This is a genomic window from Flagellimonas onchidii, from assembly GCF_004804315.1.
GTDB lineage: Bacteria > Bacteroidota > Bacteroidia > Flavobacteriales > Flavobacteriaceae > Flagellimonas > Flagellimonas onchidii.
Map to the genome: position 1 here is coordinate 1 of NZ_SRXX01000012.1, position 26400 is coordinate 26400.

Annotated in this window: 25 protein-coding genes; 10 read left to right on the forward strand and 15 right to left on the reverse strand. The window is 39.2% G+C overall.

Annotated features, from left to right (window positions below; all coding sequences use genetic code 11):
- Nucleotides 1-200: 200 nt before the first annotated feature.
- From E4661_RS13035 to E4661_RS19450, 3 genes are all read right to left on the reverse strand, one after another.
- Complete coding sequence (locus E4661_RS13035) at nucleotides 201-647, reverse strand: nuclear transport factor 2 family protein (protein ID WP_136467898.1); 447 nt, start codon at nucleotides 645-647, stop codon at nucleotides 201-203.
- 77 nt (nucleotides 648-724) lie between these two features.
- Complete coding sequence (locus E4661_RS19445; protein ID WP_240751478.1) at nucleotides 725-1312, reverse strand: MlrC C-terminal domain-containing protein; 588 nt, start codon at nucleotides 1310-1312, stop codon at nucleotides 725-727.
- Entirely contained in the window at nucleotides 1273-2280 is a 1008-nt protein-coding gene (locus tag E4661_RS19450) for a M81 family metallopeptidase (protein WP_240751479.1), read from the reverse strand. Before E4661_RS19450 ends, E4661_RS19445 begins: the two co-directional genes overlap by 40 nt.
- A 55-nt stretch (nucleotides 2281-2335) precedes the next feature.
- On the opposite strand from E4661_RS19450, the gene E4661_RS13045 reads away from it, so the two are divergent.
- The 3 genes from E4661_RS13045 (at nucleotide 2336) to yidC (ending at nucleotide 6229) form a co-directional block, all read left to right on the forward strand.
- Complete coding sequence (locus E4661_RS13045) at nucleotides 2336-2572, forward strand: DUF3820 family protein (RefSeq protein ID WP_136467899.1); 237 nt, start codon at nucleotides 2336-2338, stop codon at nucleotides 2570-2572.
- A gap of 56 nt (nucleotides 2573-2628) precedes the next feature.
- The gene (locus tag E4661_RS13050) at nucleotides 2629-4263 is read left to right on the forward strand and encodes a CTP synthase (RefSeq protein ID WP_136467900.1); all 1635 of its coding nucleotides are present in this window, start codon (nucleotides 2629-2631) and stop codon (nucleotides 4261-4263) included.
- Between the two features lie 82 nt (nucleotides 4264-4345).
- A complete protein-coding gene (yidC, locus tag E4661_RS13055; protein ID WP_136467901.1) occupies nucleotides 4346-6229 on the forward strand; it encodes a membrane protein insertase YidC in 1884 nt (627 codons plus the stop codon).
- 280 nt (nucleotides 6230-6509) lie between these two features.
- Here yidC and E4661_RS13060 read toward each other — a convergent pair whose 3' ends face one another.
- Together E4661_RS13060 and E4661_RS13065 are read right to left on the reverse strand one after the other, a co-directional pair.
- Nucleotides 6510-9002 carry a fasciclin domain-containing protein gene (locus E4661_RS13060; RefSeq protein WP_240751480.1) on the reverse strand — a complete coding sequence of 831 codons (2493 nt, stop codon included), beginning with the start codon at nucleotides 9000-9002 and terminating at the stop codon, nucleotides 6510-6512.
- A gap of 78 nt (nucleotides 9003-9080) precedes the next feature.
- Nucleotides 9081-10961 carry a fasciclin domain-containing protein gene (locus E4661_RS13065; protein WP_136467902.1) on the reverse strand — a complete coding sequence of 627 codons (1881 nt, stop codon included), beginning with the start codon at nucleotides 10959-10961 and terminating at the stop codon, nucleotides 9081-9083.
- 432 nt (nucleotides 10962-11393) lie between these two features.
- On the opposite strand from E4661_RS13065, the gene mnmA reads away from it, so the two are divergent.
- The 3 genes from mnmA to E4661_RS13080 are packed head-to-tail and all read left to right on the forward strand — an operon-like array spanning nucleotide 11394 to nucleotide 14045.
- Entirely contained in the window at nucleotides 11394-12584 is a 1191-nt protein-coding gene (gene mnmA, locus E4661_RS13070; RefSeq protein WP_136467903.1) for a tRNA 2-thiouridine(34) synthase MnmA, read from the forward strand.
- A gap of 2 nt (nucleotides 12585-12586) precedes the next feature.
- Complete coding sequence (locus E4661_RS13075) at nucleotides 12587-13531, forward strand: NAD(P)H-dependent flavin oxidoreductase (RefSeq protein WP_136467904.1); 945 nt, start codon at nucleotides 12587-12589, stop codon at nucleotides 13529-13531.
- A 40-nt stretch (nucleotides 13532-13571) separates the two neighbouring features.
- Entirely contained in the window at nucleotides 13572-14045 is a 474-nt protein-coding gene (locus E4661_RS13080; protein ID WP_205728962.1) for a YfiM family lipoprotein, read from the forward strand.
- Nucleotides 14046-14051: 6 nt separating this feature from the next.
- Here E4661_RS13080 and E4661_RS13085 read toward each other — a convergent pair whose 3' ends face one another.
- From E4661_RS13085 to E4661_RS13110, 6 genes are read right to left on the reverse strand one after another with little or no spacing between them, the layout of a single operon-like run.
- Nucleotides 14052-15383, reverse strand: a complete 1332-nt coding sequence (locus tag E4661_RS13085) for a DUF58 domain-containing protein (RefSeq protein ID WP_136467905.1) — start codon at nucleotides 15381-15383, stop codon at nucleotides 14052-14054.
- Between the two features lie 2 nt (nucleotides 15384-15385).
- Complete coding sequence (locus E4661_RS13090) at nucleotides 15386-16369, reverse strand: AAA family ATPase (protein ID WP_205728963.1); 984 nt, start codon at nucleotides 16367-16369, stop codon at nucleotides 15386-15388.
- The gene (locus E4661_RS13095; protein WP_136467907.1) at nucleotides 16359-17573 is read right to left on the reverse strand and encodes a DUF4350 domain-containing protein; all 1215 of its coding nucleotides are present in this window, start codon (nucleotides 17571-17573) and stop codon (nucleotides 16359-16361) included. Before E4661_RS13095 ends, E4661_RS13090 begins: the two co-directional genes overlap by 11 nt.
- The gene (locus E4661_RS13100; protein ID WP_136467908.1) at nucleotides 17566-18300 is read right to left on the reverse strand and encodes a DUF4129 domain-containing protein; all 735 of its coding nucleotides are present in this window, start codon (nucleotides 18298-18300) and stop codon (nucleotides 17566-17568) included. Before E4661_RS13100 ends, E4661_RS13095 begins: the two co-directional genes overlap by 8 nt.
- Nucleotides 18301-19185 carry a hypothetical protein gene (locus E4661_RS13105; RefSeq protein WP_136467909.1) on the reverse strand — a complete coding sequence of 295 codons (885 nt, stop codon included), beginning with the start codon at nucleotides 19183-19185 and terminating at the stop codon, nucleotides 18301-18303.
- Nucleotides 19163-20140 (reverse strand): stage II sporulation protein M, encoded by a 978-nt coding sequence (locus E4661_RS13110; protein WP_136467910.1) that lies wholly within the window; start codon nucleotides 20138-20140, stop codon nucleotides 19163-19165. The genes E4661_RS13105 and E4661_RS13110 overlap by 23 nt, the downstream gene beginning before the upstream one ends.
- Before the next feature lie 35 nt (nucleotides 20141-20175).
- Between E4661_RS13110 and E4661_RS13115 the strand changes: the two genes are divergently transcribed.
- Both E4661_RS13115 and E4661_RS13120 read left to right on the forward strand, forming a co-directional pair.
- Nucleotides 20176-20892, forward strand: coding sequence for an RDD family protein (locus E4661_RS13115; protein ID WP_136467911.1), 717 nt, complete (start codon nucleotides 20176-20178; stop codon nucleotides 20890-20892).
- 2 nt (nucleotides 20893-20894) lie between these two features.
- A complete protein-coding gene (locus tag E4661_RS13120; protein ID WP_136467912.1) occupies nucleotides 20895-21506 on the forward strand; it encodes a trimeric intracellular cation channel family protein in 612 nt (203 codons plus the stop codon).
- Here E4661_RS13120 and E4661_RS13125 read toward each other — a convergent pair whose 3' ends face one another.
- Complete coding sequence (locus E4661_RS13125; RefSeq protein WP_136467913.1) at nucleotides 21507-22220, reverse strand: peptidylprolyl isomerase; 714 nt, start codon at nucleotides 22218-22220, stop codon at nucleotides 21507-21509.
- Here E4661_RS13125 and E4661_RS13130 point away from each other — a divergent pair.
- Nucleotides 22219-22860 carry an NUDIX hydrolase gene (locus tag E4661_RS13130; RefSeq protein ID WP_136467914.1) on the forward strand — a complete coding sequence of 214 codons (642 nt, stop codon included), beginning with the start codon at nucleotides 22219-22221 and terminating at the stop codon, nucleotides 22858-22860. The two genes, E4661_RS13125 and E4661_RS13130, sit on opposite strands and share 2 nt — an antisense overlap.
- Before the next feature lie 36 nt (nucleotides 22861-22896).
- Entirely contained in the window at nucleotides 22897-23709 is an 813-nt protein-coding gene (locus E4661_RS13135) for a lysophospholipid acyltransferase family protein (protein ID WP_136467915.1), read from the forward strand.
- Here the strand turns inward: E4661_RS13135 and E4661_RS13140 are convergent.
- The 3 genes from E4661_RS13140 to E4661_RS13150 all read right to left on the reverse strand — a co-directional run bounded on the left by E4661_RS13140 (nucleotide 23706) and on the right by E4661_RS13150 (nucleotide 26348).
- Nucleotides 23706-24353, reverse strand: a complete 648-nt coding sequence (locus E4661_RS13140) for a hypothetical protein (protein WP_136467916.1) — start codon at nucleotides 24351-24353, stop codon at nucleotides 23706-23708. The genes E4661_RS13135 and E4661_RS13140 overlap by 4 nt on opposite strands.
- A 3-nt stretch (nucleotides 24354-24356) precedes the next feature.
- Nucleotides 24357-24851: an RNA polymerase sigma factor gene (locus tag E4661_RS13145; RefSeq protein ID WP_136467917.1), complete on the reverse strand. Its 495-nt coding sequence runs from the start codon at nucleotides 24849-24851 to the stop codon at nucleotides 24357-24359.
- Between the two features lie 69 nt (nucleotides 24852-24920).
- A complete protein-coding gene (locus E4661_RS13150; protein WP_136467918.1) occupies nucleotides 24921-26348 on the reverse strand; it encodes an amidohydrolase in 1428 nt (475 codons plus the stop codon).
- Nucleotides 26349-26400: the final 52 nt, after the last annotated feature.

The following is a 26400-nucleotide window of genomic DNA, read 5'->3' on the forward strand; positions in this document are numbered from 1 at the left end:
GAGTTCACCCCGTTCCCTTTTATCAAAAACCAAAGTTATCCACAAAAAAGGAAGTTGTTAGTCTCCCCCGGACCCCCTCTTTTCAACATCACCAACATGGTTTATTATATGGAATCTAATCTAAGGGATTTGGGCAACAATTGTCAATTTTTGGTTTGTCATTTATGTGTTTGTTTAAAATTGATGAATAAGTTAGAAGTTTACTGTTGGGATGAATCGTTGAACTGCCATAAGACATTGACTATTTTCCATTTTCCATTAAGCTTGATAATGTGCATATAATCAATCCAATCATCGGCTATTAGTTTGACAGAGGCTGTCTTATCATACATATCAAGTATTACAACTTCCTTTTTAGGTTTTGAAGGAAATTTATCCCCTTTACTATTGTAGGTTTCAGCAAGCAGGACCATAGCATCTTTGAAGGTTTCCCTCAAATACTCTTTTTGTGTTTCCTTGTCGGTCCAAAAAGTGCGTTTAACCATTCTTGGATGCGCTGCACGTTCAAATTGCTCCGGTTTTACATTATGTTGTGACTCAATGTAATCCAAAGCAACTTGTTTTACTGCTAAAGAATCTTGTTTGGTTTGGGCTAACGAGGATACTGTAGTTAGACAAAGACCAATTGAAAAAATAAACGATTTCATGAAGGATGAAAATAAAAACAATTACAAATGTATGTTAGGGTAGTTGATGTCTTTCAAAAAAATAATAAGAATCACAGTTATTTGTTTGAAGCAGGGATAAGACGAACCGAAAGGTCAGGATTTTCCATATTCTTGTCAAAAGGAAACATTGGCCTTTGAATTCTTTTATATTCCAAACGCTCTAAATCTTGATCCACTCCTCCAGGAGTAAGTGCCATAATCCAATCTCCACGCATATCATACAATTCTGGCACCAAATACCCAATTTTAACTACTAGGATATCCGAAGTTCTAGGATTCAAACCCAACCTTGTAAAATCTATTTCTCGGTGATAAGGTTTTCTTTTTTTGGTGACAATGACATGAATGCTTCCGATTTTGACTACCACTTCCGTTTCGGCATGCTTATCCCCATGCACAATAGCGGTAATTGTTCCCGAAAGTTCCACGGGAGGCGCATATCTGTCATCAACCTTTGCGCCTGCCAACGCACTTATTTTTCCACCAACTCCAATTTCAACCGCTTTTTCAACGAAATCCGGCCCAGGGATAGAAGCGTAAATTAGTGAAGGTCCATTTTCGGTTTTGAACTCCGGTCTTTCTAAAATCTTTTGTAGGGTCCATGTTACATCTCCAGCTCCTCCTGCCGTTGGATTGTCCCCCATATCACTAATGATAAAGGGCTTTTTATTACTTGAAAAGGCCATTTCCAAGCTTTCTTCCAAAGATGCTTTGGCGCAACAAATTTAAAGTCGTTACGAACATCCCATAAATGGGCAGCTAACTTTTCGGCGGCCATACTTACATTATTTTCATCATCACCCGTGACCATGATCACTGCATGATTTCGGGGTTCATCTGCCCAAGGGTAACCGACCCAAATGGCCGCATCAACAATTCCTTCCTGTTCAGTTGTAGGGGCAACTTGTGCGTACAGACTTTTCGCGGGCTCTATGCGCGTACTTGTCTTTTCACCAGGTAATAAAATAGGAACTGGAATCCACGCTTTGTACTTTGGCTTTCCCGCACCATTCTCAATTCTTTCCAACAGATTGGTGACCGCTCTCTTTTTGGATTCTATGGCATCCTCGTGTGGGGCCATACGGTAGCAGGTAATCAAATCTGTATGTTTTGCCAATCGTTTTGATACATTCCCATGGAGGTCCATTGAAGTGGAAATAATTGTCTCCGTGCCAATTACCTCTCTGATTCGTTTAATGAAATCCCCTTCTGGATCATCCAATCCTTCTACACTCATAGCTCCATGAATGTCAAAAAACAATCCGTCATAGGGCATATTGCTTTTGAGCATATCCAAAGTTTTAGTCACCATAGATTCATAGGCTTCCCGGGTAACAATGCCTCCGGGAAGAGACCTTCCTCTTAATGTTGGAACCCATTCAGCTCTGTTTCTGTTCAAAGAATCTTGATGGAAAAATGGATAAGCGTCCAATATTTTTTCTCCTGTTACAGGGTGAAAAGCTTCTATATGGCTCTTGGCAGGTGAGAATGTGCTTGATTCGATAGCAATACCGGCTATAGCAATTTTTGGAAGTTTTTTGCTTTTTATAGTACTGGAGTTACATGCTAAAAGTAATAGAACTATTGAAAGAAGTATCCCTATTTTTTTCATGTTTGTTTTATGGATTGATTTTAAACGTAGAAAGATAGTATTTTAGATTTTATCTATGGAAATGAAACCTAGTAAGGAAAAGTTAGTGGAAATGGCACATTACAGAATGCCCTTTGGAAAATATAAGGATAGATTTTTAGTTGATCTTCCTCTGCCGTATCTTGTTTGGTTTAGACAAAAAGGATTTCCTAAAGGAAAATTGGGTGAGTACCTCACTACGATGTTGGATATCAAGGAAAATGGACTAGAACCCTTGATTCGAAAAATCCAAAGAGAATTTCCAAAGGAATAATCCCAATTTTCGTTTGGCAATTTGTACCTTTACACCCCGTAATAGAGAATTCAAATATGTCACAGACCAAGTACATTTTCGTTACGGGAGGCGTTACTTCATCCTTGGGAAAGGGAATTATTGCCGCATCCTTGGCCAAGCTACTACAGGCCAGGGGATACCGAACCACCATACAGAAATTAGACCCTTATATAAATGTAGATCCGGGGACTTTGAATCCTTATGAGCATGGGGAATGCTACGTTACTGACGATGGTGCTGAAACGGACTTGGATTTAGGTCATTACGAACGATTCCTAAATGTAAACACCTCTCAAGCCAATAATGTCACCACGGGAAGAATTTACCAAAGCGTTATTGAAAAAGAACGCAAAGGGGAGTTTTTAGGAAAAACGGTACAAGTTGTTCCACATATTACCAATGAAATCAAAGAACGGATTCAAATTTTGGGTAAGAGTGGCGACTATGATATTGTAATAACCGAAATCGGAGGTACTGTGGGTGACATAGAATCGCTACCCTACATTGAGGCCGTTCGACAACTTTTGTGGGAATTGGGCGATAATAACGGCATTGTTGTTCATTTAACCTTGGTGCCATTTCTTTCCGCAGCTGGAGAGTTAAAGACAAAACCCACTCAACACTCCGTCAAAACTTTGATGGAAAGTGGAATAAAGGCTGATATTTTGGTGTGCAGAACAGAACATGAAATCTCCGATGATATTAAGCAAAAACTTGCTCTTTTCTGCAATGTGAAACGAGAGGCCGTTATTCAATCTATAGACGCATCCACGATATACGATGTGCCAATTTTAATGCAAAAAGAAGGATTGGATAAAGTTGCATTGGAAAAACTGGATTTGACCAATGAAGCTGAGCCAAGCCTGGATTTGTGGAAACAATTCCTTGCCAAACATAAAAACCCAAAACATAATGTAACCATTGGACTTATTGGTAAATATGTGGAGCTACAAGATTCGTACAAATCGATTCTGGAGTCTTTTATCCATGCTGGTGCCGCCAATGAGGTCAAGGTTGAAGTGAAGTCCATTCATTCCGAGCATTTATCAGCAAATAATGTTGATGAAAAGTTGATGGGGCTGGATGGTATTTTAGTGGCTCCAGGCTTTGGTGAACGTGGAATAGAAGGAAAAGTGATGGCTGTTCGATATGCACGTGAAAATAATGTTCCCTTTTTGGGAATCTGTTTGGGGATGCAAATGGCGGTCATTGAGTTCGCAAGAAACGTTTTGGGCTTGGAAGGCGCTAACAGTACCGAAATGAATGAACAAACCACACACCCTGTCATTAACCTTATGGAGGAACAAAAGTTGGTGACCGATATGGGAGGTACCATGCGTTTAGGAGCATGGGATTGTCAATTAAAAGAGGGTAGTTTGGTTCATAAAGTATATGGGGACACGGAAATAGCAGAGCGACACCGCCACCGTTTTGAGTTCAATAACGAATACAAGACCCAGATGGAAGAAGCTGGATTGTTGGCAACAGGTCTCAACCCTAAAACAGGATTGGTAGAGGTAATTGAAATTCCGGCCCACCCATGGTTTGTTGGAGTACAGTACCATCCAGAATATAAGAGTACGGTCGCCAATCCGCATCCTTTGTTTGTTGGTTTTGTCAAAGCAGTTTTAGCGCAGAAACAACAACAAAAGAATGCCAGTTTGGCATAAACTGGGGTTTTGGACATATATTTGCCACCGAAAAAGGCAGATAAAGATTTTCGCAGATAAAGATTTTCACTAAATAATTTTCATGGAAGAAAAGAAGCTGGATATCAATTCCATTATTGGATTTGTTTTGATTTTTGGAATACTCATTTTTATGTTTTACCAAAATCAGCCCACACCAGAAGAATTGGAGGCCCAAAAGGCTGAGCAGGCCAAGATTGAAGCGGAGGCCCAAGCAAAGGAAGCGGAGACCTCTAAAGTGGTCGAACAGAATAACTCGACCCCAATAAATCTTCAAGATTCAGTCGCTGTAGCATCTTATAAAAGCTCGGTTGGAGCCTTTGGCTTTACCACTGCTATCGAAGGAACAACAATATTGGAAAATGAAGTACTTTATTTAAAAGTGGATAATAAGGGAGGGCAGATTGTTGAGGCCAAAATGAAAGATTTTGTGACCTACGATTCCATTCCGGTATATATGATTAAAGATAATAATGCCGATTTTGGCATTAATTTTTCAACATCAGATAACCGGGTTCTCAACACGAAAGATTTGTTCTTTGAACCAAACCTGACCAAAAGTGGTGATAACCAGATACTTTCCATGAAAGCCAAAGTGGCCAATAACCAGTTTTTAGAGTTTCGATACGAAATGAAACCTAATGATTATTTGGTAGATTTTACCGTTCGGTCCCAAGGATTAAATGGAGTTATCAATTCTAGTCGCCCGATTGATTTGGAGTGGAACCTTAAAGGTATACGTCATGGTAAGAGTGTCAAGTATGAAAACAGGTATACCCGTTTAACTTATAATCATGATGAAGGAAAAATAAGCAAGCTTTCGGAAACAAGTGAATCTGATGAAGAAACCGAAGAAGATGTGAAATGGCTGTCGTATAGGCAGCACTTCTTCAGTTCGATTTTGGCTACGGACCAAAATTTTACAAGTGCCGAACTCAAGTCCAAAAACTTGGTCGAAGAAGAAAGTAAGGAAACCTTGTTCACAAAGGCGTATTCGTCCAAAGTGCCATTAGAACTAAAAGGAGGGGAGCTATCCCAAAATATGTATTGGTATTATGGCCCAACGGATGTCAAAGTACTCGATAAACACAAGGAACTTGGTTTGGCTGATTCGATACCTTATGGATGGGGGATTTTTGGATGGATCAACCGATATATCTTCACACCTTTCTATGGCTTTTTGAGCTCATTTTTGCCGTACGGAATTGCAATTATTGTAATGACCATCTTAGTACGATTGGCATTGTCACCGGTTACTTATAAATCATATCTTTCTCAGGCGAAGATGAAAGTTTTGAAGCCAGAGATTACTGAGATTAATGAGAAGTTCAAGGACAATGCCATGAAAAAGCAGCAAGAAACCATGAAGCTTTACAATAAGGCAGGTGTTAGTCCCATGAGCGGTTGTATTCCGGCATTGATGCAGTTGCCAATTTTTTACGCGCTGTTCATGTTCTTCCCTACTTCTTTTGAATTACGGCAAAAACCATTTTTATGGGCAAGTGACTTGGCTTCTTACGATTCAATTTTTGAATGGAGCACAAATATTCCGGTAATTTCAAGTTTCTACGGAAACCATGTAAGTCTGTTTCCTATTTTGGCATCGATTGCAATTTTCTTTTATATGACCTTAACCACTGGGCAGACCATGCAAATGCAACAACAACCGGGTATGCCAAACATGAAATTCATCATGTATTTGTCTCCACTAATTATGCTTATTTTCTTTAACAACTATGCAAGTGGATTAAGTCTTTATTATTTCATATCCAATTTGATTACCATCTTCATTATGTTGGCCATCAAGAACTACATTTTGGATGAAGATAAAATCCATGCTCAAATTCAGGAGAACAAAAAGAAACCTAAAAAGGAGAACAAATTCCAAAAGAAGATGCGTGAAATGATGGAGCAGGCAGAAGCGCAAAAGAAAGCCGGAAAACGGTAAACGGTTTTTACCAAATAAAAACTCCCCCATGATTTTGGGGGAGCTTTCACCATTGATAGGAATAGTTTGGAAAGATTTGGGACTTCAAAGATGCTACATTATAGCTGCCGAAAAAATTAATAGTTGTCAAAGCGGGTGTTTTTGTATGGTAAAGAGACCACTTTTGATGTGTCATCGACAAACGGTAAACCCCTATAGATAAAGGGGCTCTATTAATTTAAATTAAAGCAGCCCCCTTGTAATATTTGACTTACAAATTTAAAGGTTGTAAGTGTTAAAATTAGTGTAGTTCATCCAAAACTTCTTGCGGTAACAACACTTTGTTGATGATGTGAACAATACCGTTACTTGCATCATTGTCTGCATTTTTTACTTTAGCATCCACATGGGTTTTATCCCTAATGGATACTCCATGGTCTATGATGGCGAAAAGAGATTCACCTTGTACAGTGTGCAATTCTTGATGATTATACAAATCTCCAGAAGCGACCGCTGCACCGGAAACAACATGATACGTTAAGATTTTGGCCAACAATGCTTTTTCTTCATCTGTATCAAAATCCGCCAAGCTGTGATAATCGTCACCCAAAGCATGCAGTAAATCTTCAAAGGCTTCATTGGTTGGTGCAAATACCGTAAAGGGTCCATCACCACTAAGTACTCCTACCAAGCCTGCATCAGCTTGAATCAACGCATCTACCAGCAGACTTAAATCGTCAACTGACTGTGCCAATTCAACAATGTTGGGAGTAGGAGGGTAGAGGATATCCAATACTTCTTGAGGCAATAAGACTTTGTTGATTACATGCACGACCCCATTACTGGCCTCAACATCTGGCATGATAACCTTGGCATTTTCATCAGAAGCATCAACCACATGAACGTATCCATTTTTTAAACTGATACCAATGTTGTCACCAAGAACTGTGGCAATATGTTGTCCGTCTGATAAATCGGTTGAAAAAGCTGCAGTACCTGATACCACATGATAGGTCAAAATATCTATCAGTAGGTCTATTTCTTCTTGAGTGTCAAAATCAGAAAGACTGTTGTAATCGTCACCTAAAACATCCAATAACGCTATGAAAGCTTCATTGGTGGGAGCAAATACTGTAAACGGTCCTTCACCACTCAAAGTTTCTACAAGACCGGCATTAGCAGCTTGTAAGGCTCCTACTAAAAGGCTAAGGTCATCTGTCTCAACAGCAATCTCAACAATGTTCTTCAATTGTAAAGAAGCTACAAAGTCAATAGCGGATTGCGGAAGCAACACTTTGTTGATTACATGGACGACTCCATTACTGGCCTTAACATTCGGCATGATGACTTTGGCATTTTCTTCGGAAGCATCAACAATATGAACGTATCCATCTTTTAAGCTGATACCTATATTGTCGCCAAGAACGGTTTCAATATGTTGCTCATCAGATAAATCAGATGAATATGCCGCAGTACCCGACACTACATGATACGTTAGAATGTCTACCAGTAGAGCTATTTCTTCTTGAGTGTCGAAATCAGAAAGATTGTTGTAATCGTCGCCTAAAGCTTCCAATAAAGCTGCAAAAGCTTCGTTGGTAGGGGCGAAAACTGTAAACGGTCCTTCACCACTCAAAGTTTCCACAAGACCAGCATTGGCTGCCTGCAGTGCCCCAACCAAAAGGCTAAGATCTTCTGTCTCAATGGCAATTTCAACAATGGTCTTTAACTGTAAAGAGGACATAAAGTCAATTGCTGCTTGAGGCAATAGTACTTTATCGATGGTATGTGCCACCCCATTTGAGGCCATAATGTCAGTATCCGTAATATTAGCGTTGGTATCGGAGGCATCACCGACAACAAAAGTTCCGTCTTCATCAATTATTGTGATAGCGTTTTCGGCAAGGGCAGTACCAACTTCTCCCGCTGCTAAATCTGCTTCTAGCACTTGAGCGGGAATCACATGATAAAGCAAAATGCTTTTAAGAAGTTCAATTTCTTCAGCGGTATCAAAATCATCCAAACTCATGTAGTCACTGCCAAGCGCCATCAATAAAGCTTCAAAAGCATCATCTGTAGGGGCTAAAACTGTGAATGGACCATCGCCATTTAGTGTTTCGACAAGATCTGCTTTAATGACTGCTGCCTCTAGTAACGATAATGCTTCGGTTTGCACCACAATATCCACCAGAGTGCCAGGGGCATTAAGGGCATCGATTATGGCTTGCGGTAATAGTACTTTATTGATTACATGCACAATTCCATTAGAGGTATTTACATCTGGAAGGATTACCTCTGCATCGATGCCCGTAGCATCGCCTATAAAAACACCGCCATCAAGATTAATAGCAACATCCTCTCCTTGTACCGTTGCAATGGTTTGTCCATCAGAAAGGTCCGTTGAAGCTGCGGCGGTGCCGGCTATCACATGATATTTTAAAATTGTTGCCAACAGGGCTTTTTCTTCCTCGGTGTCAAAATCATCCAAAGAATTGAAATCATCTAAACTTTCAAGTAAAGCTGTAAAAGCTTCGTTGGTGGGTGCAAAAACGGTAAAAGCTCCGTTTCCACTTAGTGTTCCGACTAAATCGGAGTCATCATTTTCATCTGCTTTGAGTAAAGCTGCGACCAAAGAACTTAAGTCATCAACGCCTTGAGCGGTTTCGACAATGTTGCTTTCGGTCTCTTGGGTTCGGTTAGTTTCTTGATCATCATCCTTGTCGCAGGATACGAACAAAAACATCGAAAATAGAATCATAAGGAGATAGCTCCTTAAGTGTAGGGTTGTTTTCATTTTCAAAAGTGTTAAAAGGTTGTAAATAATTGTTGATAGGTATAAGAGGGACGCGTTACGCGTCCCTCTTTAAGGAATTTAATTTGTGGTATCTGGAATAATTACGGCATCAAGAACATGGATGACTCCATTTATGGCCTGAACGTCCACAGCATCTATTCCAATTCCCATATTCCCAGCACCATCGGTAACGTTGGCAATGTTTCCATCTGTTCCCGGTAGGGTAATGGTGAAAGTGTCGCCTTCTAAGGTGGCAGGAGTAACTGTATCACCGTTTGGAGTGAGGTCCCCTGAGCGAATATTGGCACCTGCGATTACGTGGTGCTGCAATATTGGAATCAAATCCGCCTCTTCTGGAATCGCACTAAGTGCATCGAAAGCGGCATTTGTTGGTGCGAATACGGTGAATGGATCATCACCATTTCCATCTTGGGCTGATAAAACAGATACAAAATCAGTACTAGGGGTTAATTCGGTCAAGGCTTGAACCAAAGTTGAGAAATTTGGATCAGCAACTGCAAAAGTGACAACCGTTGGAAGATCTATAACTGCGTCTACCGCATGGATTACCCCATTTGTTGCGACAATATCTGCAATGGCAACAGTACTTACTCCGTTTAATTTAACCCCGTCATCGATGTTTATGTATAAGCTTAAATTTTCATCAGTATCGAATTCTGCCGCAGTGTTTACATAAGAATTTGAAAGTCCTGAGGAAAAGGCAGCAGCGCCTACAACAACATGATTGGATAATATGTCATTTATATCATTGGAATTAGGATTCATAAAGGCGGTAAAAGCATCATTCACCGGAGCAAAAACGGTAAAGCTTTCTTCTTGGTTGGATAGAAGGTCGGTGAAAGTTGTATTTCCACCTTCAGTAAGTGCTCCAACTAAAGAAGTTAGGTTAGGATTGGCAATGGCATGATCTACAATATTGGGCAATCCTATAACCGCATCAACAACGTGCACAACTCCGTTTAATGCCTTCACATCTGCCATTGCAACTGATGATACTCCGTTGAACTCAACACCATCGGAAGTATCAAAGAAAATACTCATATTTTGATCACCAGCACCTATTGCCAATGTATTGGTGTATCCTGAACCTAGTCCATCCAAATCAGCCTTGTATACTGCTCCATCGATAACATGATTTAGTAAAACATTGGTCAAAACTTCTACAGGAATATCCCCAAGCTCTGCACCATCAAGGAAAGCTGTGAAAGCTTCGTCCGTGGGAGCCAAAACGGTAAATGGGCCGTCACCTCTTAAAACAGCAGGTAAATCCCCATTGGCAGCGGTAAGTGCAGCGACTAGGCTTTGAAGATTTTCATTGCCTATGGCCAAATCTGTAATAGGAACCAGAATAATGTCGGACAACTCATCGATAATAGCTTGTGGAAGCAACACCTTGTTAATGATGTGAACTACTCCATTGGAAGTTTCGACATTTGCAGTTGTAACCTCCGCACCAACACCAGTGGCATCCAGAATAGATACTCCGCCATCAATAGAAACTTCAAGTGTACTACCTTGAAGAGTAGTTAAGGTTTGGCCATCGGTCAAATCTGTTGACATTGCGCCAACCCCTGAAATAACATGATACGTTAAAATTGTAGCCAGTAGATTTTGTAGTTCCTGAGAATTAAAATCATCTAAGGAGTCAAAACCATCCAGTTGAGCTAGTAAATCTGCAAAGGCAGCATTGGTAGGTGCAAAGACCGTGAAAGGCCCATCTCCGCTTAAAGCACTAATTAAATCGTTATCGGCACTTTCGTCGGCTTTTTGTAATGCACTTACCAAGCTGCTTAAATCTGCAGTGGCTATAGCGGTTTCTACAAGGTTATCTCCTTCGTCAGGAGGAATAACGGTTCCATCATCATCATTTGAGCATGATGTAAAAATCAACAGCAGGCTTAACAAAGAAATTTGGGTCAATTTAATTAGTGCTTTCATGAGATTGTTTTTAGGATTTAAATTTTTGTTTAATAGTTTAAAGATATAAGTAAACAAATTTAATTGCGTTTGTTTAATAATTTTTGTGAAAAATTTAACAAAATATAGATAGATTAACGACAAAATAGTAATAAAAATGCTTTAAATGTTATCTATTGTAGAAAATATTGTTAAGTAATTGTGTTTCTTCTTTAATATATCATATTGAACAAAAACAATTTTAAAATATATTAATGTTTAATATTTAATTTTAAAAATGAAACAAATTTTAAATAGAAATAATGTTGAAATTGACTTGTTTGGTTGAAACCAATTATGAGAAACAATGTATGTCACACATATCGTTTTAGCTTTGTTATTGAATTATGGATATCCTCCACCAATAGTATTATAACCGAAGGGTTTTGTATTTTTGCATATTTATTTACGGGCATGAAAAAAGTTGTTGTTGGACTTTCGGGAGGTGTTGATTCTAGCGTTGCAGCATACTTGCTAAAGGAGCAAGGTTATGATATTATTGGGCTGTTCATGAAGAATTGGCATGATGACACGGTGACTATTTCCGAAGAATGTCCTTGGTTGGAAGATAGCAATGATGCATTGATAGTGGCTGATAAATTGGGAATCCCATTTCAGACGGTTGACCTAAGTGCTGAATATAAGGAGCGTATCGTTGACTATATGTTCAATGAATATGAGAGAGGAAGAACCCCCAATCCCGATGTACTCTGTAATAGAGAAATCAAATTTGATGTATTCCTCAAGATAGCATTGCAACTAGGTGCTGATTATGTAGCTACAGGACACTATTGCAGAAAGGGAACGTTAGTTCATGAAGATGGCTCTGAAACCTATCAACTTCTTTCGGGCAAGGACCCCAATAAGGATCAGTCCTATTTTCTATGTCAACTTTCACAAGAACAATTGGCTAAAACCTTGTTTCCAATAGGGGAATTGCTCAAACCCGAAGTAAGGAAGATTGCTGCGGAAAATGATTTGATCACAGCTGATAAAAAAGATTCACAAGGGCTTTGTTTTATTGGAAAGGTTCATTTACCCGAATTTTTACAGCAAAAATTAAAGCCTAAGAAAGGTATAATTGTTGAAGTGCCGAGCGATGCTGCGCAGTTTTCTATGGATACACCAAAATTTGAAGATAAAGTTTCCGAACTAGCCTTTCAGGCTGAAAAGCCTGAATACTCCGCAGAGGATGGAAAGGTCGTGGGAGAACATCAAGGGGCCCACTATTTTACCATTGGTCAAAGAAAAGGATTAAATGTGGGCGGCACAAAAGAACCACTATTTGTGATTGAGACTGATGTAGAACAAAATATCATCTATACAGGTCAGGGAAAATCGCACCCAGGTTTGCATAGACATACACTTTTTGTAAAGAATGATGAACTACACTGGGTCCGAAGAGATTTGGCGTTAAAAATAGATGAAACTATGGAAGTAATGGCTCGAATCCGATACAGGCAACCTTTGCAATCCGCGATTCTTTACAAAACCAACGGTGGGCTCTATGTGGATTTTAAAGAAAAACAATCTGCCATTACCGAAGGACAGTTTGTAGCGTGGTATATTAAAGACGAATTAATAGGCTCTGGAGTTATATCATAAACATGGCGGACAATAGAATCACCCAACTTTTCGGTATACAATATCCTATTGTTCAAGGAGGAATGATTTGGACAAGTGGTTGGCGATTGGCATCTGCAGTATCTAATGCCGGTGGGTTGGGATTGTTGGGCGCGGGTAGTATGTATCCTAATGTTCTTAAAGAACATATTGACAAGTGCAGAAAGGCCACTGATAAACCTTTTGGTGTCAATATTCCGATGTTATATCCCAATATCGATGAGGTAATGGATATTGTTGTCAAAAGTGGAGTGAAGATTGTTTTTACATCAGCCGGAAACCCCAAAACGTGGACAACTTTTTTAAAAGAGATTGACATCACCGTGGTGCACGTGGTCAGTAGTGTCAAGTTCGCCTTAAAGGCACAAGAAGCTGGCGTTGATGCTGTTGTGGCCGAAGGATTTGAAGCAGGAGGGCACAATGGCAGGGACGAAACTACCACTATGGTCCTGATTCCTTCTGTGAAAGAAAAAATTGATATTCCATTGATTGCCGCGGGTGGAATTGCCACAGGACAGGCTATGTTGGCGGCAATGGTACTGGGAGCGGATGGGGTTCAGGTAGGAAGCAGGTTTGCCGCAAGCCATGAAGGCTCGGCACATAGCACATTCAAGGAACAGATTATTTTGGCGAAAGAAGGAGATACCCATTTGACTTTAAAAGAATTGGCACCGGTACGGTTGTTGAAAAATAAATTTTATCAAAATGTGCAACAAGCATATGCCAATGGAGCTACTATTGAGGTTTTGAAAAGCCTACTAGGGAGGGGTAGGGCAAAAAAAGGCATGTTTGAAGGAAATTTGGAAGAAGGAGAACTTGAAATAGGTCAGGTTTCCGGATTGATCAACGAGATAAAACCTGCAGGTCAAATTGTGAAGGATTTGGTGGAAGAATTTGGTCGGGCAAAAAGTGCAGTTAATCGACTGTAATACAGGTCATGAATTGATTTTTATACATTTACCCCAAAGTATGAGAACACTAGTATCAACCCTGCTGATTCTTATGGTCAGCATGAACACTTATAGCCAAATTGAGCGAGATAAAGCACTTCACTTTTTGGGCGGTAGCCTTTTTGGTTTGGCCGGAGCTGGTGTTGCAAAACAGATTTCAGATGGCAATCGGGCTTGGACATTCGTTGGAGCTGTTTTAGGAAGTGCCTTGGTAGGTGCGGGAAAAGAAGCTGTTGATTCGGGTCAAGAGGGTAATCAATGGGATAACGATGATTTGCTAGCTACAATACTTGGAGGGGTCACGGTGGGGGTGACCATAGAAGTTTTCTCTAAAAAAAGGAATAAAAAGAGGCCGATGGGTAGTCTTACCACCCAACGTTTAAATTGGAACGATTTTAAAATAAATTCTGAGACTAACAAAGCATGGGTGCTTAGCACTGAACTTCCGTTACTTAACGGTAGCAGGTCTTCTTTTATCCAAACAGGGAGATAGCTCTTGCTAGATTAGTCCTCGAGCTTTTATTTCCAAATATTTGTTTATGGTATTGATAGTTAAACTTTCTGGTTTGGTCAAGATAGTTTGGATGCCGTATTGTTGGAGTTCTTTTTGCATGAGCCTTTTTTCCAAAGAAAACTTTTCAGCAATGGTCTTGTGGTAAATAGTTTGCAAATCCTCGGCATCTGTAGCAATCAATGATTCCAACTCCGTGTTTTCAAAGAAAATAACCACAAGAACATGCTTTTTGGCAATGGCCAACAAAAATGGGAGTTGCCTCCGTAACGCCGAGATATGTTCAAAATTGGTGTAAAGTAATAATAAGCTTCGTTGGTTGACCTTACGTTTGATATGGGCATAAAGCAATCCAAAATCAGAATCAGTAAATTCTGTGGTAATGTTGTATAGCTTTTCAAGAATTGTGTTTAGGTGAGAAATCTTTTGAATTGCAGGTACAAAGGTTTCTATCTTTTTGGAAAATGTAATCATCCCTGTTTTATCGTTTCGTTTCAGGGCAACATTTGAAAATGCAAGAGTGGCATTGATAGCGTAGTCCAATAGCTTTAGGCCATTAAATGGCATTTTCATTACTCTTCCAGTATCGATAATGGAATAAATGGGTTGCGATTTCTCATCTTGATATTGGTTGACCATCAACTGATTCTTTTTAGCCGTAGCTTTCCAGTTTATGGTTCGTATATCATCACCTTTGATATATTCCTTTATTTGTTCAAATTCTTGGGTATGTCCAATTCTTCTGATTTTTTTAAGTCCTAACTCGTTTAGATGATTATTGATGGCTAAAAAATCATATTGTTGCATTTGGATGATCGAAGGGTAGACCGGAACCATTTGATTCTTTTGGAATACATATCGTCTTTTAATGATTCGCAGCGGTGACGAAACATAGATGTTCAAATTCCCAAAAACATATTCACCCCGTTCCACAGGTCTTACCGCATAATCAAATTCATGTGTTTCCCCCCTTATCAAATGTACTTGGTGAATAAAGTCCCTTTTTTGAAATTGAACCGGCAATTCATCAATAACGGAAACCCCAGCCTTGAAGGCATAATTGGATTTTAACCTCACATAAAGCGTATTGTAATCACTATTGGACAGTTTCTGTGGTAAAGTTCTACTTGCCGTGATACCATCTAATGAAGAGAACAATATGTATAAGTCAAATAGAAAAAGACCGATTAACACAAAAAGTAGCAACCAGCCGATGGGATAGAGTTGAGGAATCCAATAAGATATAACAAAGCATGCCGCCAAAAAGGCGATATATCTGAAAAAAGTATTGTGTATGTAGAATGCCTTGAAAAATTTCATGCTTATCGGGGAACTTCCACGGATTCCATAATCATATTTACCACATTCTCTGTGGTCATGCCCTCCATTTCTCTTTCAGGGGTGAGAATGACCCTGTGGTTGAGTACTGGAGCCAATGCTTTTTTTACATCTTCGGGGATTACAAAATCCCTTCCTGCGATAGCGGCAAAGGCTTTTGAGGCGGCCAAGGTGGCAATGGATGCCCTTGGGGATGCTCCTAAATATAGATGTGGATGATTACGGGTATTTGTGATGATGTTTGCGATGTATATAATTATTTTTTCTTCCACAATAATGTCGTGGATGTTCTTCTTGAACTCAGCCAATTTTTTAGGCGTAAGCACTGGGGTAATTTTATCTTGAGGTTTCTCTCCCTTTCTTTCGTGATGGGTCAGGATAATTTTCACCTCTTCTTCCGTGGATGGGTAATCTACCTTGATCTTAAAAAGGAAACGATCCAATTGCGCTTCAGGAAGAGCATAAGTGCCTTCTTGCTCTATGGGGTTTTGCGTGGCCAAGACCATAAATGGTTCGGCCATCTTATAGGTAGTGCCATCCATGGTCACCTGTCTTTCTTCCATGGTCTCAAAAAGGGCAGCTTGGGTTTTGGCTGGAGCACGGTTGATTTCGTCAATAAGGATAACATTTGAAAATATTGGCCCTTTTTTAAATTCAAACGACGAGTTTTGGACGTTGAAAATGGAAGTTCCCAAAATATCACTGGGCATAAGGTCGGGTGTAAATTGAATACGACTGAACCCTGTTTTCAAGGTTTTGGCAAACAATTTGGCTGTAATGGTCTTGGCAACCCCAGGTACACCTTCAATAAGGGCATGCCCGTCGACCAAAACGGAAACTATCAGTAAATCAATAAAGTTTTGTTGCCCAACTATAACCGTTGCCAGCTCTTTTTTTATGGCTTCAACCGTATTTTTAAGTTCCTCCAAAGGAACCCGGTTATCAAAGTTCAAATCGTTATTTTCCATCAACCTTTGCTTTAAATGCTTCTATTTTTTTGTTTAATTGCTCCAATTCGGAATTTGTTGTGTTGCTTTTGGATTGAAGGCTTTTTATCAATCCAAATAAATCTTTTGTGTCTTCCAATATATTATTGCTTCGAACAGAGAGGTTTTTCATAAAAATTTCATCCAATTGCTGTGTTGACATGTGTAACCTAGATCGGATGTATTCTAAAAAATATGAGATTTTATGTTCCGTGATTTGTTTTTGTTGCCCTTTTTCAAAATACATATCCGCTATGGTGCGGGTAAATGCCAAGGTCTGGTTTTTTAAGGGAGTGATTACAGGAATGGCTCGTTGCTTCCTTTTCCCTTCAAAAACCACATAAAGCAAGACGGCAATGAGCACCAGATAATAAGCCCATTTGAACTCTTTTGTATTTAAAAAGAGGTACATGGGAGAGGTGTAAAATGATTTGCCAGACTTATGGTAATTATCCACAAAGATGTTGTTACTATCATCCAAATACGATAAAACCCCAGCGGTATAATTGCGGTTGTCATCTTTGAGTATAAAATAATTGGTAAAGGCTTTCGGAAAACTTGACAGTATGAATGTCCCGTTCCCAAAACGTTGTTTGACCAAATCGATGTTCTTGATTGCGGTTTCTGTGCTATCTTCTTTGATGAAAACTTCTGCTAAAACAGTAGTGTTCAAAGTATCTATTGGATTAAAAGTGGTATGATAATAATCTTTTTGGAAAGCATAAGAGCGGGTGTCTAAATTCGGATTTACCAATTGATGGTAAAACGTTGGAGTAAGTTGGCTGTCGTTATAAATACTTTCTAAATCTAGATGTAATGTATCTAATAATTGCTGATCGAAACTTTCGGATGCGATAAATGCAGTGTTGCCCTGATCGACCCATTCCAACAAAGCGTGAAGCTCCGATTCTCCAAAACTTACGGATTGGTTGGCAAAAAAATAAGTGCCGCTTAACGTATCAGTACGATTCAATAGTTCAAAAGGCGGTTTTTGAATTTGATGAACCTTGTCTTGGAAAAAATGGGTCAATAAATCGTTGAGCACATAAGTGCCATAAGGGATTTTATGATGCGACACGTATGAAGGAAACCAATTGACTCTTTTGGGTTTGTTATACTCTACCAATAGCAACAATCCTACGGTGAGGATGCTTATAATGATATAGATTTTTCCCTTTTTAAGCATTGGTCGCAATTTTACTTTTTAGCGACTCAAAAATGAGTTCAGCGTTGTTATACCGCTCTTGGCCTATATGAAACTCACCATACCACACATAATCATACAGCAAGGTAGCTTTGCTGAATGCAGCTTTTAAGCTGCTTTCGGACAGTTCGGAGATGTAGTCGTCATTGGTTTTTTGTAGTTGCCAATCAATAAGCTCTCTTTCAGACAAGAGCTTTAAGATAGACAGATAATAATACCGCACGGCCAAGCGGTAGTTTTTATGGGCCAATGCTTCTTGGATTAGCTGCTGGATGTCCTCTGTTTTAATGATCCGTTCTTCTTCTGATAGGGTAACCAAATTTGGGTTTTCTTTACTATAAATCATAGCCCGTGTATTGGCTTTGATAAAAAAACGGATGACAAGAAAAAGCAACAAAGCCAATAAGATATAGGGCACTATTCTTAAAAAACTTGCTAAATATCCTACCGCTTCTTCCACTCCAAACAACCATTCAAAAAGGCGTCTAAACAGGTTGTAGAACCAATTTTTTACGCCATCCCACCAGGTATTTTCGGTTTTGACCACCTCATAATTGAATTTTTCGTCATCTAAATATTGCTGCAGATTTTCTTGGGTGATTTCCAAAGCATCAATTGTCGACTTGTCATACTTTATAATAGAGTCATTTTGGGGCATAACCCCAAACCAAGTCAATAAAAAGCACCCAAAAAGAAAAATTTTATGCATTTATTCTTCTACCGATTTTCCAAGATTTCCGATACGTTCAAATGTGCCTGTAAAGTTCTTTTTCTCATTAAGGTTGAAGAAAATAAAAGTGGTGGTTACCACAAGAATTATGTTCATTAAAAATTGAACTAGCGTACTTAATATGTTCATCAATAAATAAATAGGGTCGTTGAAAATATTTAAGTTTTCAGCATCCATTTCCCCAGAAAACACTCCCATCTTTACCCACATATATAGAACTGCCGGTAAACTAAGCGCATAAGTCGCAACAAGAACTATAATGTATACAATTAATAAAGTAGCAAAGGTGATCCACCAATTATCCTTGATCAGCGTAAAACTGTATTGATATGAATCCATCACGTCCTTTTTCAAAAAAACCATTATCGCAAAACTGACTGAAAGCGGAATGGCAAGATAGATTCCAGGAATAAAACAAAACAAAAAACCAATACCTACTGATAGTCCAACCAAAAAGCCGAGACCAATAAAAGGCCAGAAGGAGCTGTATACTGCGGAACGGATATCCTCATAAACGGTATTTCCTTGATTCTCCATATAGGATTTTATATAATAAAGCACAGTGGCATGTGCCAATACATAAGCTGCAACCATACTCAAGAACATTGCAAAAACGGCAATTATCATAATCACCGGTGAAAATGCGTTAAACGAGTTCTCGGTGACACTGATATTAAAAATATCCCCGACCGTATACATGTAAAATGCCATTGAAACAAGCATCACAAGAATAAAGGGGCCTACAATCTTGAAAATAGTTTGAAAAAATGGTTTAAACTCATTGCGTATAAAGGACAGGGAGTCCGTTAGGATTTCTCCCAATTCCCTTTGTTTCTTAAACTCAATGTATTGTTGTTTCTGCATGTTTTGCTTTTCTTTTGAATTGGTTAGGGTAAATAATGTAGTAGTATATGATTAGCAACAAAGAGCCGCCAATAATTAAAATTGCGAGCCAATCGGGCATTTCGGTGTGACGGGTTACAAATCCTTCCAAAAAACCTGCGACTAAAAAAAAAGGCACCGTACTTACCATAATTTTTAGACCATTTTTCACACCTCTTTTGAAAGATTCCAGCCGAGTGTAGGTGCCAGGAAAAAGTATACCATTTGCCATGACCAGACCTGCACACCCTGCAATTATAATTACGGAAATTTCAATAGTACCATGTATCCATATGGTTCGAACTGATTCCCAAAGTAGGCCTTTTTCATAAAAAAAGTACTGAAAGCTACCAAGCATGATACCATTTTGCAACATGACCATCAAGGTTCCAATCCCTAAAAATATTCCGAAAGCAAAAGCGTAAACAGCCACCTTTATGTTATTGATGGTAATACCTAAAAACATATTGAACTCCCCCTGCTGTTTATATACGGCCATTGGATCACCTTTTTCAATATTTTCTAGGGTCATGTTTACATAGCCATCACCAAGTATAGATCGAACAAAATCCCCTTCATTGGCCGCAGAAAATGCACCGACAATGGAAAAAAATGCGAACACTAAAAAAGCAATCAACAACTCGCGATGGTGTGCATGGAACATCGAAGGGAATTCCGTTTTCCAAAAACTTACAATACGGTTCTTGGATTCCCGTTTGGTTTTATAGATTTTTTGATGCGCTTGAGAGGCAAGGGCGTTTAGATAAAATTCGGTGTTGCTTTTGGGATAAAAGGTCTTGGCATAACTAAGGTGATCTGTAATCTCAACATAGAGGTCGGAAAGTTCGTCAGGTCTGAGTTGTCCCTGATTGTTCAAGACATTTTCAAAAGCGGCCCATTTATCTTTATTTTGCTTTACAAAAGCAGCCTCTCGCATTAAAAATTTTGGTTTAAAAGTAAAGAAACTAAAATATGGATCAATTTCAAATAGAAACGGCCCAAAATATAACCATCAACCAAAACACTTCCAACTTGGGAGAACGAATGCTAGCATATATTATTGATAGCTTTGTGATTACCGTTTACATTGTTTTGATTTTTATTTTGTTGGCTTCGTTGGATATTGATTTATTTGACCAATGGAGCTATTACTTGGTATTGTCATTACCTGCATTCTTGTACTATTTGCTTTTCGAGACTTTCTCAGATGGTAAAACTATTGGGAAGGGCATCATGTCTTTACGAGTGGTAAAATTGGATGGGTCAAAACCAAGCTTTGCCAATTATTTTGTACGATGGGTGCTCCGAATCATTGATGTTTCGCTAACATCTGGTGGTGCCGCGGTACTCACCATTTTAATTAGAGGAAAAGGACAGCGTATTGGAGATATTGCGGCTGGCACTACGGTTATCAGTGAGAAAAAAAGAGTTTCACTTAGAGATACCTTACTACGTGAATTGCCAGAAGATTATAAGCCTCAATTTCCTCAGGTTACCGTATTTAAAGATTCAGAAATGCAGACCGTTAAAGAGTTGTTCGATAAATCGAGATATAATGGCAACCATAATGTGATTTTATCGTTGGACAAACGTATCAAGGAAGTGACCGGAATCAATACCACTTTAAAACCTGTTGATTTTGTTGATGTTGTAATCAAAGATTACAACTATTACACCCAAAAAATGTAAAAATGTTTTACCAAGCTATAGACATTTTGGGAACCGTGGCCTTTGCACTATCTGGAGTATTGGTGGCAATGGAAAAACGATTGGATTTGTTTGGGGTCTTGATTATTGCTTTTGTTACGGCAATTGGTGGAGGAACACTTCGAGATTTGTTAATTGGAAATACTCCTGTAGTTTGGATGCGTGACTTGACCTATGTAAGCACTATTTTTATTACTGTGGTTTTTGGGATTCTGTTTGTCAATCAACTAAAATACTTTAGAAAATCTTTGTTTTTGTTCGATACCATTGGTATTGGATTATATACCATGGTCGGTGTCGAAAAAGGCATTCAAGCAGGTCTTTCGCCTGTGATGTGCGTAGCTTTGGGAACGATGACCGCAAGTTTTGGTGGTGTGATCAGGGATATTCTTTGCAATGAGATTCCAGTGATTTTTAGAAAAGAAATCTATGCTACGGCCTGTATCGCAGGTGGGTTTAGCTATTTTCTTTTCATAAAATTTCCTATATCCGAAGGCTACGCTTATATAGCAGCTATACTGTTGGTGATCACGCTTCGGATTTTAGCCGTGCGATTCAATATTCGTCTACCGAACATTTACAAAAAAGAAGCTTGATCAAAGCACTTCTGCTTTCAAGATATAGACATTTTGCCATGGCCAATCACCATCACCTACGGGAACATTGTTGATGGCGTCCACTACATCCATACCCTCTATCACTTTTCCAAAAGGAGTATAGGAACCATCTAAATGGTAAGAACCGGGTTTGGTAACAACGATAAAAAACTCATATGGAGATGCCAATTTATGCGGATTATTTCTTTCGCTACTGGGCATTGAAATGGTTCCCCGGTGGTGCTTATGCCCTTTTTTGGCATCAGGCGGTAGAAGATAACGACCTATGAGCCTTCTCTTTTTGGCCGTCTCTTTATCATCAGAATTGCCACCTTGTATGATAAAATCCTTTACAACGCGATGAAATTGGGTATTGTCAAAGTACCCCTTACGGGTCAAATAGATGAAATTGGCTTTGTGATAAGGAACATTGTCATAGAGTTGTACCGTGAAACTACCCATGTTTGTAGTAAGTTTTACTTTATTTTCTTTGACCTCTTTGGCGTATGTGAAAAAGAAGTCGATTGCGTTTTCCTCGTTGAGAACAAATGCTTCTTCTTTCTCCTCTTCGACAATTTCTTCTTTTTTAGGAATTGAATCAATTTTAGCAACCGCTTCTTCAGTGTTTGGTGCTTTCTTTTTGGGAGAATCGGCACAGGATGCCAGAAAAAATAATAGTATACTTGTAGTTAAAGCTGCTTGTTTTAAAAACATGGATTTTAAAGAATTTTATCAACAGGTTTTAAAAATAAAAAAACTCCCACTTCCCGGGGAGGAATCGCATCATAAAATGTCACCTGCAATGCGTGTCCAATGGCTAAAATCCAATGAAATTCGTAAAATGAACCCCAAAAGGGCAGGAGTAATGGCGTTGTTCTATCCTGATATGGATTTTGAAACACGGTTATTATTGATTCTTCGGAAGACATATAATGGCGTACATTCCAATCAGATTGGTTTTCCAGGGGGGAAAGTAGAACGGGAGGATACTGATATTTTGGCAACAGCGCTTCGCGAAACGCATGAAGAAGTAGGTGTACCCCCCGATGCAGTTGAGGTTTTAAAAGAGTTGAGCGAGGTATACATTCCTCCAAGCAATTTTATGGTAAGTCCATTTATTGGAATCTACCAAAACCCTTTGCCTTTTGAGATTCAAGAAGCAGAAGTAGAGTCTTTGGTTGAGGTATATTTGAAGGATTTTATGGACAATTCGAATCATATCCAAGAAAATCTTACCACGTCATACGCCAAAAGCATTGATGTACCCGCTTATAGATTAAATGGTTATACGGTCTGGGGAGCCACAGCTATGATGATGAGTGAGATCAAAGAACTTTTGGAACAGGTGCTTTGATGTTGATTTTGTAAATTAGCCGCGAATGTATTAGGTATGGGGCTGTTTAAAGAAAATCCTTTTGGTCATATTCTGTTTTTAAAAAAATGGTTGATTCGTATAGCGGGGTCGATTACCCATCAGCGTTATAAAGGGTTTAATAAGTTGGAAATTGAAGGATCTCAGGTGATTCGGGATTTACCAGATTCTAACGTTCTTTTTGTTAGTAATCATCAAACCTATTTTGCCGATGTTGTTGCTATGTTCCATGTATTTAATGCCAGTTTAAAAGGCAGGGACGATAATATCAAGAATCTTGGTTATTTATGGAATCCGAAACTTAATATCTACTATGTTGCGGCTAAGGAAACCATGAAAAAGAGCCTATTGACCAAGATTTTGGCCTATGCAGGATCCATTAGTATTGAAAGAACATGGAGAGCTGATGGCCAAGATGTGAACAGACAGGTCAAATTCAGTGACATTAGCAATATTGCGAAGGCTTTAAATGATGGCTGGGTAATCACCTTTCCACAGGGGACAACCACACCTTGGAAACCCCTTCGAAAGGGTACGGCACATATTATAAAACGATATAAACCTGTGGTTGTTCCTGTAGTAATTGATGGTTTCAGACGGTCGTTCGATAAAAAAGGACTTCGTGTTAAGAAAAAGGGGATACTCCAATCAATGCACATAAAACCACCTTTGGAGATAGATTATGACAATGAATCCATTGACTCCATACTGGAAAAATTGGAATATGCTATAGAACAGCACCCATCTTTTTTAAAGGTTATTCCAAAAGAGGAACTAGCTGCTTACGAAGCTGAGCATCAGAAAAGAAGATATAGTTATAAGGGGGATTAGACTTCTAGTTTTTGAAGTTCCCTATAATTTTTTCGCAGTTTTCGAGTGAGTAATCCGTAGAGCAGGAAATAAATTCCTCCAAAAACGAAAGTTACCACTACTCCAAAAACGGCAAATATTGCCATCAGTATCCATCTAACTTTTTCACGTGGGACATTGGATAGTCTTTCACCTAGTTCCAGTGAGTCAAGTAGACCGTCATTGAAATAGACTCCTACGGCTATCATCAAAAACGTGAACAAAATCATTGATAAAGAGAAAATCACATAATGTTTTACCGTTTTTCTAGTATTTAAAATGTTTTGGGTAAGCTGTTTTGCATTATCCAGCACTGAGATTTCCTTATATCTTTTGTAAAAGAGGTAAATGAAGTATAAGATTACCGTGTATTGCACAACGGTAACTCCAATAACAATTTTGGTAATTCCCAAATCAGCATCTAGATTCATATTATTCCGCATCGACGGAATGAGGTATAATAAGTGGGGAACCACAAATTCTATAATACTGATATAAAATATCCATTTAACAATGGAAGATGATTTCTTCCAAATCATCTGATAAATCTCATCATATGACAGTTTGGGCAAATGCTCCGCCTTTTTCTGCCAATCCTTTTTTAAAAGCTCCAATTCATCCACCATGACTCAGGGGTTTAGTATGGTTCTTAATTTGTTTTTTACTCTATTCATCTTCACCCGGGCATTTACTTCGGTAATACCCAGGGTTTCTGATATTTCGGAATAATCCTTGTCTTCCAAATACAAAAAGACCAAAGCTTTATCAATATCGCCCAATTGTCTTACGGCTTTGTACATCAACTTTAATTGCTTTTCTTCGGTGTCATCATATTCGTCGGCCTTTATTTTAAAAATTACCGAATCGTAATCTTGTGTCTGTACCCTCTTCTTTGATTTTCTGTATAAGGTAATCGCAGTATTTAAGGCTACTCTGTACATCCATGTGCTAAATTTGGCATCCCCTCTAAACTTTGGATATGCCTTCCATAACTGTATAGTGATTTCTTGGAATAAATCATTATGTGAGTCCCTATCATTGGTGTAAAGACTACAAACCTTATGAACAATATTCTGATTGTTCTCAAGTTCCGTCACAAAACGATGTTCCAATTCTTTGTTCACTATGGCTGGTAAGTTTGCAGTATATGTATTTAGAAATGGATTTTTGTTACAGCATTTTTAGGTAAACTTCTATTTTCTGTAATCCAGGGCAGGCGGTCTATCCCCAAGTAAAGGAATGTATTCAAAATCCTTCCCTCTGCGATTATTGAACTCCAGCTGGGCTTCTTCGACTATTTTTGGGTTTTTAAATAGATCCATGGCTGTTAGGGTCAGTGTTTTTGCAGCAATCATCATACCCTTTGTTCCAATGGAAGTTCCTCCTGCTGCAATAGCTTGCCAACTATGGGCAGGGGTTCCCGGTACCCAAGTAGCGGCTCGCATGCCAACGGTTGGCACTGCAAAACTGACATCACCAACGTCTGTGGAGCCATAAGCGCGAGCTTTTTCCTTGTAGGGTTGGATATCCGTAGCTTTTTCAATATCCAATTTCCCATAGCCAAAGCTCTTGGCTATTTTTTCAGCAAAAGCTTTCTCTTCGTTGCTATATGTCATTCCACCCACTTTTGATAAATTATCATGCACGAGCTTTTGAAGTGTAAGATTGGGCAAAAGTTCATGGGTTCCTCCAATCATTTCAAAATCCATTGTAGTACCCGTTCCAAGGGCCGCTCCCTCAGCGGCTTTCACAATGCGGTCAAAAATATCAATTACAACGTCTCTTTTACCATGGCGGGCATAATAGTAGACTTCTGCAAAGTTGGGAACCACATTGGGGGCTTTTCCACCATCGGTTATCACATAATGAATTCTTGCTTCTTGCGGAATATGTTCCCGCATCATATTTACCATGACATTCATGGCTTCAACACCATCGAGTGCCGAACGTCCCATTTCTGGTGCTCCTGCGGCATGGGCCGAAGTTCCATAAAATCGAAACTTGGCTGATTTGTTGGCTAGAGCAGCACCTGCATTTGCCGAATTCTGTGCCCCTGGGTGCCAATGCAAGGCCACGTCCACATCGTTAAATAAGCCTTCACGTACCATATAAACTTTTCCAGACCCCCCTTCTTCAGCTGGACAACCATAGAAACGAATGGTGCCTTTTACCTTATTTTTTTTCATCCAATCTTTGACAGCAATGGCGGCGGCAGTTGAAGCAGTGCCAAAAAGATGGTGACCGCAGGCATGTCCCGCAGCCTTATTCGCCGATTTTTTTTCCGCAACGGCTTGTTGTGACAATCCGGGCAAGGCATCGTATTCACCCAATACAGCGATTACCGGGAATCCAGAGCCATATTCTGCAATAAATGCAGTGGGTATGCCTGCAACCCCTTTCTCAATTGCGAAACCAGCATCTGAGAGTGTTTTTTGCAGTAATTGAGAGCTCTTTTCTTCCAAATAGCCCATTTCGGCAAGATTCCAAATTTGATGGGCGATATCGCCATATTTCTGTGTTTTGGATGTCAAGTCCTTCAGCACAACGCTGTTGTCCTTTTGAGCAAAACCCAATAAGGGTAATAAAGCAATTAGCCCACTTAAAAAGTGTGATGATTTCATATTGTTTTGTTTTCGTTAGTCAAGATTTAAATATACTAAAAAGCCATTCCAA

Coding starts and splice junctions, on each gene's coding strand:
- mnmA (WP_136467903.1), top strand. CDS start 11,394: ATGAAAAAAGTTGTTGTTGGACTTTCGGGAGGTGTTGATTCTAGCGTT.
- E4661_RS13095 (WP_136467907.1), bottom strand. CDS start 17,573: ATGCTTAAAAAGGGAAAAATCTATATCATTATAAGCATCCTCACCGTA.
- yidC (WP_136467901.1), top strand. CDS start 4,346: ATGGAAGAAAAGAAGCTGGATATCAATTCCATTATTGGATTTGTTTTG.
- E4661_RS13085 (WP_136467905.1), bottom strand. CDS start 15,383: ATGAAATTTTTCAAGGCATTCTACATACACAATACTTTTTTCAGATAT.
- E4661_RS19450 (WP_240751479.1), bottom strand. CDS start 2,280: ATGAAAAAAATAGGGATACTTCTTTCAATAGTTCTATTACTTTTAGCA.
- E4661_RS13140 (WP_136467916.1), bottom strand. CDS start 24,353: ATGGTGGATGAATTGGAGCTTTTAAAAAAGGATTGGCAGAAAAAGGCG.
- E4661_RS19445 (WP_240751478.1), bottom strand. CDS start 1,312: ATGGGGGACAATCCAACGGCAGGAGGAGCTGGAGATGTAACATGGACC.
- E4661_RS13035 (WP_136467898.1), bottom strand. CDS start 647: ATGAAATCGTTTATTTTTTCAATTGGTCTTTGTCTAACTACAGTATCC.
- E4661_RS13080 (WP_205728962.1), top strand. CDS start 13,572: ATGAGAACACTAGTATCAACCCTGCTGATTCTTATGGTCAGCATGAAC.
- E4661_RS13075 (WP_136467904.1), top strand. CDS start 12,587: ATGGCGGACAATAGAATCACCCAACTTTTCGGTATACAATATCCTATT.
- E4661_RS13105 (WP_136467909.1), bottom strand. CDS start 19,185: ATGCAGAAACAACAATACATTGAGTTTAAGAAACAAAGGGAATTGGGA.
- E4661_RS13065 (WP_136467902.1), bottom strand. CDS start 10,961: ATGAAAGCACTAATTAAATTGACCCAAATTTCTTTGTTAAGCCTGCTG.
- E4661_RS13060 (WP_240751480.1), bottom strand. CDS start 9,002: ATGAAAACAACCCTACACTTAAGGAGCTATCTCCTTATGATTCTATTT.
- E4661_RS13050 (WP_136467900.1), top strand. CDS start 2,629: ATGTCACAGACCAAGTACATTTTCGTTACGGGAGGCGTTACTTCATCC.
- E4661_RS13045 (WP_136467899.1), top strand. CDS start 2,336: ATGGAAATGAAACCTAGTAAGGAAAAGTTAGTGGAAATGGCACATTAC.
- E4661_RS13090 (WP_205728963.1), bottom strand. CDS start 16,369: ATGGAAAATAACGATTTGAACTTTGATAACCGGGTTCCTTTGGAGGAA.
- E4661_RS13100 (WP_136467908.1), bottom strand. CDS start 18,300: ATGCATAAAATTTTTCTTTTTGGGTGCTTTTTATTGACTTGGTTTGGG.
- E4661_RS13110 (WP_136467910.1), bottom strand. CDS start 20,140: ATGCGAGAGGCTGCTTTTGTAAAGCAAAATAAAGATAAATGGGCCGCT.
- E4661_RS13120 (WP_136467912.1), top strand. CDS start 20,895: ATGTTTTACCAAGCTATAGACATTTTGGGAACCGTGGCCTTTGCACTA.
- E4661_RS13115 (WP_136467911.1), top strand. CDS start 20,176: ATGGATCAATTTCAAATAGAAACGGCCCAAAATATAACCATCAACCAA.
- E4661_RS13135 (WP_136467915.1), top strand. CDS start 22,897: ATGGGGCTGTTTAAAGAAAATCCTTTTGGTCATATTCTGTTTTTAAAA.
- E4661_RS13130 (WP_136467914.1), top strand. CDS start 22,219: ATGGATTTTAAAGAATTTTATCAACAGGTTTTAAAAATAAAAAAACTC.
- E4661_RS13125 (WP_136467913.1), bottom strand. CDS start 22,220: ATGTTTTTAAAACAAGCAGCTTTAACTACAAGTATACTATTATTTTTT.
- E4661_RS13150 (WP_136467918.1), bottom strand. CDS start 26,348: ATGAAATCATCACACTTTTTAAGTGGGCTAATTGCTTTATTACCCTTA.